General features: G+C 73.3%; 12 protein-coding genes. 3 read left to right on the forward strand and 9 right to left on the reverse strand.

Features of this window, described 5'->3' with window-relative positions:
• Positions 1-2: 2 nt before the first annotated feature.
• A complete protein-coding gene (gene chrA, locus AC529_RS09285; RefSeq protein WP_068755592.1) occupies positions 3-1154 on the reverse strand; it encodes a chromate efflux transporter in 1152 nt (383 codons plus the stop codon).
• A gap of 159 nt (positions 1155-1313) precedes the next feature.
• Between chrA and AC529_RS09290 the strand changes: the two genes are divergently transcribed.
• Entirely contained in the window at positions 1314-1604 is a 291-nt protein-coding gene (locus tag AC529_RS09290) for a 4a-hydroxytetrahydrobiopterin dehydratase (RefSeq protein WP_068755593.1), read from the forward strand.
• A gap of 14 nt (positions 1605-1618) precedes the next feature.
• Here the strand turns inward: AC529_RS09290 and AC529_RS09295 are convergent, their stop codons facing one another.
• Positions 1619-3163: an AMP-binding protein gene (locus AC529_RS09295; RefSeq protein ID WP_068755597.1), complete on the reverse strand. Its 1545-nt coding sequence runs from the start codon at positions 3161-3163 to the stop codon at positions 1619-1621.
• A 173-nt stretch (positions 3164-3336) separates the two neighbouring features.
• Here AC529_RS09295 and AC529_RS09300 point away from each other — a divergent pair, with 173 nt between their 5' ends.
• On the forward strand, positions 3337-4308 hold the full coding sequence (locus AC529_RS09300; protein ID WP_198156356.1) for an acyltransferase domain-containing protein: 972 nt from the start codon (positions 3337-3339) through the stop codon (positions 4306-4308).
• Positions 4309-4785: 477 nt separating this feature from the next.
• A complete protein-coding gene (locus AC529_RS09305; protein ID WP_198156357.1) occupies positions 4786-5235 on the forward strand; it encodes a hypothetical protein in 450 nt (149 codons plus the stop codon).
• 847 nt (positions 5236-6082) lie between these two features.
• On the opposite strand, the gene AC529_RS09310 is transcribed toward AC529_RS09305, so the two are convergent.
• The 7 genes from AC529_RS09310 to AC529_RS09340 all read right to left on the reverse strand — a co-directional run.
• A complete protein-coding gene (locus AC529_RS09310) occupies positions 6083-6754 on the reverse strand; it encodes an enoyl-CoA hydratase-related protein (RefSeq protein ID WP_068755600.1) in 672 nt (223 codons plus the stop codon).
• Positions 6755-6963: 209 nt separating this feature from the next.
• A complete protein-coding gene (locus tag AC529_RS09315) occupies positions 6964-7653 on the reverse strand; it encodes an ATP-binding cassette domain-containing protein (RefSeq protein ID WP_068755968.1) in 690 nt (229 codons plus the stop codon).
• A 2-nt stretch (positions 7654-7655) separates the two neighbouring features.
• Positions 7656-8441 carry an urea ABC transporter ATP-binding protein UrtD gene (gene urtD, locus AC529_RS09320; RefSeq protein WP_068755602.1) on the reverse strand — a complete coding sequence of 262 codons (786 nt, stop codon included), beginning with the start codon at positions 8439-8441 and terminating at the stop codon, positions 7656-7658.
• Positions 8438-9562: an urea ABC transporter permease subunit UrtC gene (gene urtC, locus AC529_RS09325; RefSeq protein WP_083948058.1), complete on the reverse strand. Its 1125-nt coding sequence runs from the start codon at positions 9560-9562 to the stop codon at positions 8438-8440. Before urtC ends, urtD begins: the two co-directional genes overlap by 4 nt.
• Positions 9559-10446, reverse strand: coding sequence for an urea ABC transporter permease subunit UrtB (gene urtB / locus AC529_RS09330; protein WP_068755972.1), 888 nt, complete (start codon positions 10444-10446; stop codon positions 9559-9561). The genes urtC and urtB overlap by 4 nt, the downstream gene beginning before the upstream one ends.
• Positions 10447-10536: 90 nt before the next feature.
• Positions 10537-11688 carry an urea ABC transporter substrate-binding protein gene (gene urtA / locus AC529_RS09335; RefSeq protein ID WP_068755974.1) on the reverse strand — a complete coding sequence of 384 codons (1152 nt, stop codon included), beginning with the start codon at positions 11686-11688 and terminating at the stop codon, positions 10537-10539.
• A 316-nt stretch (positions 11689-12004) separates the two neighbouring features.
• Positions 12005-12327 (reverse strand): arginase family protein (locus tag AC529_RS09340; protein WP_198156358.1); only part of this gene is annotated, 323 nt, incomplete at its 5' end.

Here is a 12327-nt window from a genome sequence, read left to right on the forward strand (position 1 = left end):
GGTCAGGACGCCAGCGGGTACAGCAGGCCGAAGACGGCTCCCGCGGCGATCAGCCAGGCGCTGTTGAGGCGGGTGCGCCACAGCAGCAGCAGGGCGGCGCCGAAGACGGCCAGGGTGGGCCGGTCCACGACCGCAGCGCGGGCCACCTGCAGCGCCACCCCCGCCATCAGCGCCAGCGACACCGCGTTGACCCCGTCCAGCACCGCCGACGCCCAGGCGGTGGCGCGCAGCCGGTCGGTGATGCGGGTGAGCAGGCCGACGAACACGAACGACGGGACGAAGATCGCGACCGTGCCCGCCAGCGCCCCGGCGGGGCCGGCCACCAGGTAGCCGACGAAGGCGGCGGTGGTGAACACCGGGCCGGGGGTGAGCTGTCCGACGGACACGGCGTCCAGGAGCTGCTGTTCGCTGATCCAGCCGAGCCGCTGCACGAAGTCGCCGCGCAAAAACGCCACCAGCACGTACCCGCTGCCGTAGAGCACCGCGCCGGTCCGGAGCAGGAGGGCGAACAGGTGCGCGAGCTGTGCGGGGTCGGCGGCCGCGGGGAGTGCGGCCAGCAGGGGGGAGGCCAGGCCGTGGACGCCGCCGCGGCGGGAGGCGAGCAGGTGGGCCAGGGCCGCTGCGGCCGCGCCCGCGGCCAGGACCACCAGCTCGTGGACGCCCAGCAGGTAGGCGGCCAGCGCCGCGGCCCCCAGCACGCCCAGCCCCGCGTTCTTCACCACGGTGCGCACCAGGCCGGCCAGGGCGTGGACGATGACCGCCGCCACCACCGGCACCACCCCGTACAGCAGCCCGGGAACTGCCGGGGTGTCACCGTAGCGCACATAGGCCCAGGCCAGGACGGTCACCATGAGCGCGGCCGGGGCGATGAAGCACACTCCGGCCACGACCAGGCCGCGCCATCCGGCCCGTTCGTGGCCCAGGTGGAGGGCCAGTTCGGTGGAGTTGGGGCCGGGGATCAGGTTGGTGGCGCTCATCAGGTCGACGAACCGCTGGTCGCTGGTCCAGCCACGGCGGTGCACCACCTCCTGGCGCATCAGCGCGGTGTGCGCGGCCGGGCCGCCGAAGCCGATCGTGCCGAGTTTGAGGAAGACCCACGCCACCTCCCGCAGACGGGCCCGGCGGTCGGAGGTGTCGCCGTGCTTGCCGCTCACCGGAACCCCGCCAGCAGGCGCCCGCCGGTCCCCGAAGGAGGCGTGCGACCAGGCGGCGGGGTGCCCCGCGCGGTGGGAGGGCGCGAACGCGGGTAGAGCCCCGGCAGGCCCGCCGCGGCGCAGGGGCGGCGGGCCGCGCCGAGGCGATCAGGAGGACCCATGGTCGACACCACCAACGACACCGCGCTGGAATCGGCGCTGCACCGGCTGCCCGCCTGGCGGCGCGAGGGCCAGGCCATCACCCGCACCGTCACCGTGCCGAGCTTCACCGACGGCATCGACCTGGTGGCGCGGGTCGCCCACGCCGCCGAGAAGGCCAACCACCACCCCGACATCGACATCCGCTACACCACCATCACCTTCACGTTGACCAGCCACGACGTGGGCCGCCTGACCGAACGCGACCTGAAGCTGGCCGCACGCATCGACGTGCTCGTCGAACAGGGCTGAGGCACCGGCGGGGTTCAGGCCGCGCTGGCGCGCAGCCGGTTGCGGCGCAGCTTGCCGCTGGCGGTCCTGGGCAGGTGCGGCACGAACGTCAGCCGCTGCGGCACCCCGACCTCGGCGAAGCGTTCGGCGACCCGGCGCTTGAGCTCCTCGGCGAGTTCCGCCGAAGGATCGGTGCCGGGGGCCAGCACCACGTTGGCCGCCACCAGCGCGCCCCGCTCGGGGTCGGGCACCCCGTAGACGGCCGCCTCGTCGACCGCCTCGTGCTCCAGCAGCGCCGACTCCACGTCGTAGGGGCCGATGTGGTAGCCGGAGGTGATGATCACCTCACCGTCGTGGCGGGTCAGGCGGACGGCTCCGGTCTCGTCGGCCGTGCCGGTGTCGCCGGTCAGGTACCAGCGGCGGTCGGGGCTGAAGTGGCGCGCCGAGGCCAGCGGGTCGTCGGGGTAGCCGTCGAACCACCACGCCGTGCTGGTGGTGTCCACGGCGATGCGGCCCAGCGTCCCGACCTCGGCGGGGGTGTCGCTGAGCGGGTCCAGCACGGCCAGCCGGAACCCGGGCAGCGCCCGCAGCGGGCCGCCGTCGCCGTCGGTCACGGCCACGATGCCGCTCTCGGCGGGCCCGTAGTGGTCGCTGATGCCCACGCCGAAGGTGCCCAGCGCCCAGTCGGTGAGGCCGTTGCGCAGCGTGTCGCCGTTGCTGGCCAGCGAACGCACCATGATCTCGGGCGGCAGGGTCTTGGTGGCGGTGCGCAGCGCCCGGTAGACGGTGGGGGCGGCGGCCAGCAGGGTCACCCGGAACGTCTCCAGCACGTCCAGGGTCAGCTCCGGGTCGAAGCCGGCGCGCAGGTGCAGGCAGGAGTGCCCGGCCAGCAGCGGGGAGACCAGCCCGTAGTACAGGCCGTGGGGGTCGCCGGGTTCGCTGAAGCACCAGTAGACGTCGTCGTCGCGCACGCCCAGCCCGTAGTGGTGGTGGACGTGGAAGGCGGTCAGGGCGCGCACGGGCACGGTGACCTGGCGCGGCGGCCCGGCCACGCCGGGGGTGTGGCTGATGAGCAGGGGGGCGTCGGGGGGCACCGCCACGGGGTCGGCGGGCGGGCCGTCGGCGGGCTCGGAGGGGGTGCGGGCGGGGTCCACGACCGCCCAGGGGGCGTCCGCGGCGAGCCTGGCGGTCTGCTCGGCGGGGGCGACGACCGCGCGGGCGGCCAACTGGCGCAGCCGCTGGTCGACGGCGGAAGCCGCCAGGACGGGCGGCAGGGGGACCAGGACCGCGCCCAGCCGCCAGACGGCCACCGCGCTGACGGCCAGGTCGATGCCGAGGGGAAGCAGCGTGGCCACCCGGTCGCCGACGCCCACCCCGCGTGCGGCCAGGACAGCGGACAGGGCCGCGGCACGCCGGGCGAGGTCACCGAAGGTGAGGGTGGTCGCCGACAGGTCGGGCAGCACCTCGGTGACGGCCGGGCGGGTCGGGTCGTGCCGATCACACAGCAGGTGGGCCACGCTCACGGCGGGCGCGGTGTAGGCGGCGAGCCACTCGTGGACCTGCTGATCGGGGTCGGCCATTGCTGTCTGTCCCCTTTCGTGGTTGTCACGGTCGATGAGGTGTGTTTGAGCCCAGCCTATGCGTCGGATGTGACGTGCACCTCACCAGAAAGAAAAACGACGCCCGTCCCTCCACCTGGGGTAGTCCCGGATAACATTGTGTGTTTTCTTTCGGATTCTGTCACCATGGCCGCATGGATCTCCCCTCGATTGCCCGTGCCCTGGGGATCGTCCCCGATGCGGCACCGACGTTGAGCACCCTCGCCGAGTTCCCCACCCCCTCCCCGGCGCCGCTGCCTTCCCCCGAGGCCGCGCACGACCTGCTGGACGCGTGCGCGTTCCGCGACGACGACCGCGCCGACCTGCTCGCCCTGTGGCCCGACGAGGACTGGCCCGAGGCCGCCCGGTGGCTGCTGGACGCCTCCTACGCCCGGATCATGGCGGACGTGGGCCGCCCCGGCTGGGTGGACTGGCCCGACCTGACCTCCGCCGACGACGCGCGCGTGCGCTGCGCCCCCGTCTACGCGTTCCTGGCGGCCGTCCCCATGCTCCTCGAGCTCCACCGCAGCCGCGGCATCCCCGACGACGTCACCGCGGCCACCGTCGCCGACCTGGGCCGCCACGTCGCCAAGACCCGCCGCATGTTCGGCCGGGTCGGCCTGGACCTGCCCATCTGGATCGCCCTGCACTACCGCGGGTCGCTGTACGAGGTGGGACGCCTGCAGTACGAGACGTCCCGCATCGACGACGACTCCCCCCAGGTCCCCGGGCTGGAGCACGGCACTCCCGTGACGCGCCTGCACATCCCCGCCGCCGGACCGCTGACCCCCGAGGCGGTGGACGCCTCCCTGGCCCGCGCCGGCGAGGTGCTGCGCGCCGCCACCGGGGAGGAGGTGCAGGTGGCCACCTGCACCTCCTGGCTGCTGGACCCCCAGTTGCGCGACTACCTGCCGCCGGACTCCAACATCCTCGCCTTCCAGGACCGCTTCACCCTCACCGGCCAGGACGGCCCCGGCGACTCCGACGTGTTCCGGTTCGTCTTCGAGTGCCCCGAGTTCGCCCCGGACCGGGTCACGCCCACCACCCGCCTGCAGCACGCCGTCCTCGACCTGCTGGAACGCGGCGGCTCCTGGCGGGTGCCCACCGGCTGGCTGAAACTTCCCTGACCCCGTCCGAAGAAGCAACACCAAAAACCGTGTGGGGCTCCCGGGCACGGGGCCCGGGAGCCCCACACGCGTGGGTTCGGCCACCGGAGGTGTCCTGCCGGGGCAGGAGCAGGCAGCGCCTGTCCGGGTCACATCCGCATCAGCGGATCGCGCACGTGGTGGCGCGCATCGGGACACCACAGGCAGCACCCCACCCCAGTGGGGGCGTCCTCTTCCCGGCGGGGCCCCGCACGGGCAGGCGGGGCCCCGCACGGGCAGGCGGGGCCCCGGGCGGCGGGCCCGCGGATACCCACCAGGCCCCAACCCCCGGCCCGCCACCCCGGATGCGGAGCGGTGGTCAGTCCTCGGCCGGAGGGGAGGCCCACTCCCGCGGGGCAGGGCCACCGCCCCCGCCACGGCCTCCGCCGCGGCCTCCCGCAACCCCACAGACATGTGCCTGCTGCGGGAGGAGGACCAGCAAAATCCACCCAGCCTTCGGTGAACTGTGCATGGCCGAAGTTCACGGTTCCTGCGGTGAAGTGGGTTCTGGAAGGTTGCGGTGCCTGTGGTGAAGTTGCCGCCGTCCAAACGCACGCCGGTGAAGGCGAAGTCGCAGCCCTGCCAGGAGACGGGGACGTCCTCGCGCAGGCGGGTGGTGATGGTGCGGATGACGGTGTGGCGCACCTCCCGCAACGCGGCGAACTCCAGGACGCGTCTGCGGCGCTCGGCCTTCTGGTCCCCGTCGGCGCCGTCGGGCAGCGGGCCGGGTTCGGGCTGGTAGGGCATGCGCAGGTAGGCGCAGAGCACGTCGACACACATCTGCCGCAACGCCCGGGAGGGGCGTCGTCGGCCAAGGTGGACCAGGGCGACGTCGTGCAGCCGCTGGGCGCGGCCCAGCGCGCCGCGGCGGGCCGTGTCGCGGCCTGCAGCTCCGGCGCAGGTGGGTGATCTGGTCGGACAGGGTGTGGCGGGCGCGCCGGTTCCACGGCCGCGGTCGCAGTCGGGCCAGGCGGGCGGTGGCGGGCCTCACGGGTGGTGGCGGGTGCGTGGACGCGCCCGCCTTCGGCCCAGGCGGCCAGTACGGCCTGGGCGGCGGGGTGGCGTCGGCGACGCGCCTCCGACAGCACCAGACCGCCCACGGCTCGGCGGATCGCCGCGAACCCGCCGCCGATGGGTCGAAGCCAGTCGGTCTGCTTCGGTCCGGTTTCCGCCGGTGTACAGCGGAGCCAGGGGCGCTTCACTGTTCGTTCGTGACGTGGGGCCGCCTCGTCCTCTGGGGTGACGAGGCGCGGCTGCTCGTCGTATTCGACTCCGTCGAGCAGCCGTTTCCGGCCGGGCTGGGACAGGACCAGGCGGCTGGGGACCGTCCGGCGGTGGCGTGCCGCTGGCTTGCGCACCACGAGGCGCCCGGGGAGTGTGCGAACAGCAGCGCGGCGAGATCCCGGACCGGAGGGCCTGCCGCCGTCACCGGGCGCCCGCGTGCAGCAGCACGGTCTCCAAGCGGTCGGCGGTTCGGGGCGCGTACGTGGGCGGGCCACTCGTGGAGCGGTGCACCCCGCCTCCAGCGAGGGCGAGGGCTGCGGGACATGGGGCTTGTGAGCAGGAGAGGCGGGTCAGGCTGCGGGAGGCCCGGCGGTCTTTCCGAGGGGGACACGGGGGTCCGGTTGCACCGGGACGGGCCGGTCGGCACCCCGGCGGCCGCCGGGTGGTGCGCCGACGAGAGGCGCCGCGGCGCCGTCCTGGGATCTGTGCCGTTGTGTGCCGCCGCGGCGGCACACAACGGGTGTGTCCGGGGTCAGCCGAGCGGGATGTCGGTGTCGGCGAGGGCGTCCAGGACCGGGCTGTACATGCGGGTCTTGATGGTGCCGACGGTGGGTCCTGCCTTGGCGGCGGCCGCGGCGGCGAGTTCCACGGCGGTGGCGCGTACGGCGTCCTCGGCGACCGCGTGGTCGACGATGCCCGCGGCCAGGGCGTCGTGGCCGCCGTAGCGGCGGGCGGTGACCATGGCCTCGTGCGCGGTCTGGGGGGCCAGGCGGGCCTGGATGAGCGCGGACATGCCGGGGGTGAAGGGGATCTTGATGTCGGCCTCGGGCAGGCACCAGAAGCCGCGGTCGGCGCGCATCACGCGGAAGTCGTGGGCCAGGGAGAGCATGGCTCCGGCGGCGAAGGTGTGGCCCTGCAGGGCGGCGACGGTGACCAGGGGCAGGCTCAGCACGCGCGCGAAGAGGCGGTGGACGCGGGCGACGTAGGCGTGGCGCTGCTCGGGGTGGGAGGCCAGCCACTCCAGGTCCAGCCCGTTGGAGAAGAACTTGCCGGTGGCGGCGGTCACCAGGGCGCGCGGCCCCTCGGCCCTGTCCACCTCGTCGAGTGCGGCCTCGACCTGGGTGAGCCAGTCGGGGTGGAAGCGGTTCTCGTCGTCTCCCAGGTCGAGGACGAAGACGTCGCCGTCGCGGTCGAGTGTGGGCATGGCTGCTCCTCGGCGCCGGGGGCGGTGCGGGACCGAACCCCCTTAACTACTGGTCGGTAATAAAGGTTGGCGGAATACTACTCCCGCCACCCCGCACCGCACACCCGCAACCGCCGCCCGGACCCGCCCCAGGACACGACGACACCCCGCACGGGCCGCCCCGTGCGGGGGAGCAGGGACAGGACGACGCGCCCCGGGCGGGCGCCGCCTCACACCGCCAGCAGCCGGGCCGCCTCCTCCCGCGACAGGTCCGCGGCCTGCCCCGAGTGCACCACCCGGCCCGCGTCCAACACCGTCACCGTGTCGGCCAGCCCCAGCGCCACGTCCAGGTACTGCTCCACCAGCAGCACCGCCACCCCGCGCGCCGCCACCTGCCCGATCACCTCGACGATCTCGGCCACGATGGACGGCTGGATGCCCTCGGTGGGCTCGTCCAGCACCAGCAGCCGGGGACCGGCCACCAGCGCCCGCGCGATCGCCAACTGCTGGGCCTGCCCGCCCGACAGCAGACCGGCCCTGCGGTTGAGCAGCGGCCGCAGCCGGGGGAACAGCTCCAACTGCTCCTCGATCGCCTCACCGCTGCGCGGCAGGCCGTCGGCCGCCACCTTCAGGTTCTCCAGGACCGTCAGCGGCGCGAACGTCTCGTGCCCCTGCGGGGCGTACCCCATGCCCGACCGCACCCGCACGTGCGTGGGCGCACGCGTGACGTCGACCCCGTCGAAGACCACCGACCCGCCCACCGCGGGAATCAGCCCCATGACGGTGTTGAGCAGCGTGGTCTTGCCGACCCCGTTGCGCCCCATCACGCACGCCACCTGGCCGGCGCGCACCGCCACGTCCACGTCGAACAGCACCCGGGCCCGCCCGTACCCCGAGCACAGCCCCCTGACCTCCAGCACGGTCACTCCCCCTCGGCACCCACGGCCAGCGGGGCGGCCACGTCCACGTTCCGCCCCAGGTAGACCTCCTGCACCCGCTCGTCGGCCTGCACCTGGGCCACCGTGCCCTCGGTCAGCACCCGGCCCTCGTGCAGCACGGTGACGTCGCGGGCGTAGCGCCGCAGGAAGTCCATGTCGTGCTCGACCACGACCACGGTGTGGTCGGCCGCGATCTCCACGAGCAGCTCCCCGGTGCGCTCCCGCTCGCCGGCGCTCATGCCCGCCACCGGCTCGTCCAACAACAGCAGCCGCGGCGACTGCGCCAGCAGCATGCCGATCTCCAGCCACTGCCGCTGGCCGTGGGAGAGCACCCCCGCCGGGCGGTCGGCCAGCGCCAGCAGCCCCACCCGCTCCAGCACCGCGGCCACCGTGTCGCTGAGCCCGCGGCGGCGGCGCAGCAGCCGCAGCGGCCCCATCCGGTAGCAGGCGGCCAGGTCCACGTTGTCGGCCACGGTCAACTGCTCGAACACCGTCGCGGTCTGGAAGGTGCGGCCGATGCCCGCGCGCACGATCGCGTGCTCCCGCAGGCCGGTGATGTCCCTGCCGCCGAACAGCACCCGGCCCCCGCTGGGCCGCACCCGCCCGGTGACCACGTCGATCAGCGTGGTCTTGCCCGCCCCGTTGGGGCCGATGAGGAACCGCAACTCGTTCTCGGCAACAGACAGGTCCACCCCGTCCACCGCGGTGAAGGACCCGAACACGACCCTGATCCCGCTCAGCCGCAGCAGCGGCTCGGCTACCGGCGTCATTGGCTGCTCCCCTGAGGTTGTCTCCGACTACGCCACCATCCGGCCGCCGACTCGGCGATCCCCGCCAGGCCGCGCGGCGCGAACACGATCACCAGCACGAACAGCGCACCCTGCAGATAGGTCCAGCCGCCCGCGAAGCTCTCGGAGAAAGCGGTCTCGGCGGCGTTCATCAGCACCGCGCCCAACGCCGCCCCCGCCAGACTGAACCGGCCCCCGATCGCCACCGCCAGCACCATCATCAGCGACGGGACGATGCCCAGCGACGAGGGCGCGATGATGCCCATCACCACCACGAACAGCGCGCCGCCCACGCCCGCGGCCATCGCCGAGAGGGTGTAGGCCAGCGTCTTGACCCAGGTGGGGTCGTAGCCCAGGAACCGCACCCGGTCCTCGCCGTCGCGCACCGCCACCAGCAGCGCCCCGTAGCGGCTGCGCACCACCTGCCGGAACGCCAGGTAGACCAGGGCCGCGACCAGCACCACCGCCACATACACCCACCGCTTGGTGTCGGCGCTGTAGAGGCTGGCGCCGAAGAGCGTGGGGAAGCGGGTCAGCCCGTTGGTGCCGCCGGTCAGGTGCTGCTGGTTGATCAGCAGGATCACGAACGCCGCCGCCAGCGCCTGGTTGAGGATCGCGAAGTAGGCGCCGCGCACCCGCTGCCGGAACACCGCCCAGCCCAGCAGCGCGGCGACCAGCCCGGGCAGCAGCACCGCCGTGGCGATCGCCACCGCCGGGTGCGCGAAGGGCCGCCACAGCAGCGGCAGCTCGCTGATCCCGCTCCACGACATGAAGTCGGGCACCCCGCCGGACAGCGGGTCGGAGGAGACCCGCTCCAGCGTCAGGTACATGCCCATCGCATAACCGCCCAGGCCGAAGAACACGCCCTGGCCCAGCACCAGCATGCCGCCGCGGCCCCACGCCACCGCGATGCCCAGCCCGACGATCGCAAAGCACAGGTACTGGGCGACCAGGTTGAGCCGGAACGGCTCCAGCACGGCCGGCAGCACCCCCAGCGCCACGGCCAGCACACCGACGAAGACGGCGGGCCCCGCCAGGCGGCCGGCCCGGGACCGCGCGGGTGCCGCGGCGGGGGACAGGGAGGAAGCAGAGGTGGAGGTCATGTCAGCGCCCTCGTCCGTACGGTGAACATTCCCTGCGGGCGGAGCTGGAGGAACACGATGATCGCGGCGAAGACGACGACCTTGGCCAGGCTCGCGCCGCTCCACGGCTCCACCATCGCGTTGAGCAGCCCCAGCGCGAAGGCCGCCAGCACGGTGCCGCGCAGTTGCCCCAGGCCGCCCACGACCACGACCAGGAACGCGTCCACGATGTAGTTGGTGCCGGTGGTGGGACCGGTGGGCCCGATCAGGGTCAGCGCGACCCCCGCCACCCCGGCCAGCCCCGAGCCGAGGAAGAAGGTGGCCGCGTCCACCCGGCGCACCGCGATGCCCGACACCGCCGCCAGGTCGCGGTTGTGGATGACCGCGCGCATGCGCCGCCCCGACCGGGAGCGGCTCAGGTAGTAGGCGGTGGCCGCCACGCAGGCCGCCGCCAGGGCCAGGATGAACAGCCGCGCATAGGGCAGGTGCATCCCCGCCACGGTCAGGCCGCCCGCCAGCCACGGGGGAGCGGGCACGCTCACGTTGGGCGCGCCGAAGACGTCGCGCGCCAGTTGCTGCAGTACCAGTCCGATGCCGAACGTCAGCAGCAGGGTGTCCAGGGGGCGGCCGTAGAAGTGCCGGATCAGCCCGGCCTCCAGGGCCAGCCCCAGCAGGCCGGTGACGGCGAAGGCCGCCGGAAGCGCGACGAGGAGCGCATAGGAGGAGGGCAGCCCCACCCACGCCTGTGCGACGAACGCGGTGTAGGCGCCCACCATGATGAGCTCTCCGTGCGCCATGTTGATGACGCCCATCTGCCCGAACGTGAAGTTCAGGCCCAGTGCCGCCAGCAGCAGCACCGCCCCGATCGACAGGCCGACCGGGAGCTGGGCCAGCAGTTGGTTGATCGTGTCCACCGTGCGCACCGTTTCTTTCCCCGGGTGCCGCCGCCGCGGCGGCGGCACCCGGAAGAGAGGGGGGTCAGCGGGTCGCGGGTCCTACAGGTCGGCGGCCCAGTCGTAGCCCTCCAGGTAGGGGTCGGGCTTGATGGGCTCGCCCGAGTTCCACACCTCGGTGATCAGGCCGTCCTCGCCGATCTGGCCGATCCGGGCGATCTTGTAGACGTGCTGGGTGGCGCCGTCGATGGTGATGGTGCCCTCCGGCGCGTCCAGGGTGATGCCGTCGAGGGCCTCGCGCACCGCGTCGACCTCGAAGCTGCCGGCCTTCTCCACCGCGGCCTTCCACAGGTAGACCGCGTTGTAGGCCGACTGCATCGGGTCGGAGGTGACCCGGTCCTCGCCGTAGGCCTCCTGGAAGGCCGCGACGAACTCGGCGTTGGCGGGGGTGTCGGTGGTCTGGTAGTAGTTCCAGGCCACCAGGTGGCCGGCGATGTTGTCGGTCCCGATGCCGCCGACCTCCTCCTCGGCGACGCTGACGCTGAGCACCGGGACGTCCTCGGGGCCCACCCCGGCCGAGCGCAGCTGCTGGAAGAAGCTGACGTTGGAGTCGCCGTTGAGGGTGTTGAAGACGGCGTCGGCGTCGGAGGAGGCGATGGCGTTGGCGATGGTGGAGTACTCGGTGTGGCCCAGGGGCGTGTACTCCTCGGCCACGATCTCCATGTCGTGGGCCTTGGCGTAGGCGGTGATGATCTGGTTGGCGGTGCGGGGGAACACGTAGTCGCTGCCGACCAGGTAGAGCTTGGTGTAGCCCTGTTCGCGCAGGTAGTCCAGGGCGGGGATGATCTGCTGGTTGGTGGTGGCGCCGGTGTAGACGATGTTGGGGGAGCTCTCCAGGCCCTCGTACTGCACCGGGTACCACAGCAGGCCGTTGTTGCCCTCGAAGACCGGCAGCATCGCCTGGCGCGACGCCGAGGTCCAGCCGCCGAAGACGGTGGCCACGCCGTCGGACTGCAGCAGCTTCTCCGCCTTCTCGGCGAAGACCGCGGGCTCGGAGGCGCCGTCCTCCTCGATCGGTTCGATCTGGCGGCCCAGCACACCGCCGTCGGCGTTGATCTCGTCGATGGCGAGCTTGACGGCGTCCCGGACGGTGACCTCGCTGATGGCCATCGTGCCGGACAGCGAGTGCAGCATGCCGACCTTGACCGTGTCCTCGCTGTCGTCGGCGGTGCCGCCGGAGCAGCCGGACAGCATCAGGGCCGCGGCGGCCAGCAGCGACACGGCGACGCCACCTCGACGCACAGTGATCACGTTTCCTTCTCCTCGGGCTCGGGGGATGCGGGATACCGGAGTGGATACAGCCAGAGAGTCTGACCACTCCCCGTTGCCGCGGAGAAAAACAACTGTTAAGCGGGTGTTTCTGGGCGTTCGCGGCGAGTTACGGCACTTCGCATACCCCGTAACGCCACCGACCGCGCCGGAGCGCCGACCCTGGGTGACCGGTTCTGGGCGCGGCCGACCGCGGCGGGGGAGGCCGACCGCCCGCCCCCGCAGGCCCCGCGGCGCACCCTCAGCAGGCCGCCGTCAACCCCAGCGCGCCCAGCAGCCTGTGCAGCACCCCCACGTCGTGGGCGACCGACGGCGCGTACTCGCACACCCCCACGCCCACCACGTCGTGGTGGGCCGCGATCGCCGCCAGCGCCGCCGCCACCGTCGCCGCCCGGGGCCCCACCGGGACCGGGCAGGACACCGCGGCGAACTCCTGCGGGTCGCACACGTCCACGTCCAGGTGGACGTAGGCCGGGGTGCCCGGCAGCCGCCCCGCCACCACCGACCGCGCGTCCGCGAGCAGCCGCGTGCCGTCGACCACGCCGATGCGCGCGGCGCGCACGA

Origin of the sequence: Thermobifida cellulosilytica TB100 (genome assembly GCF_001517975.1) — a bacterium.
Taxonomy (GTDB): Bacteria; Actinomycetota; Actinomycetes; order Streptosporangiales; family Streptosporangiaceae; genus Thermobifida; species Thermobifida cellulosilytica.

Excerpts from the sequence above, each read along its gene's own strand:
- AC529_RS09290 (WP_068755593.1), top strand. The coding sequence starts at position 1,314 with ATGGTCGACACCACCAACGACACCGCGCTGGAATCGGCGCTGCACCGG.
- AC529_RS09295 (WP_068755597.1), bottom strand. The coding sequence starts at position 3,163 with ATGGCCGACCCCGATCAGCAGGTCCACGAGTGGCTCGCCGCCTACACC.
- AC529_RS09300 (WP_198156356.1), top strand. The coding sequence starts at position 3,337 with ATGGATCTCCCCTCGATTGCCCGTGCCCTGGGGATCGTCCCCGATGCG.
- AC529_RS09310 (WP_068755600.1), bottom strand. The coding sequence starts at position 6,754 with ATGCCCACACTCGACCGCGACGGCGACGTCTTCGTCCTCGACCTGGGA.
- urtD (WP_068755602.1), bottom strand. The coding sequence starts at position 8,441 with ATGACGCCGGTAGCCGAGCCGCTGCTGCGGCTGAGCGGGATCAGGGTC.
- urtC (WP_083948058.1), bottom strand. The coding sequence starts at position 9,562 with ATGACCTCCACCTCTGCTTCCTCCCTGTCCCCCGCCGCGGCACCCGCG.
- urtA (WP_068755974.1), bottom strand. The coding sequence starts at position 11,688 with ATGCTGTCCGGCTGCTCCGGCGGCACCGCCGACGACAGCGAGGACACG.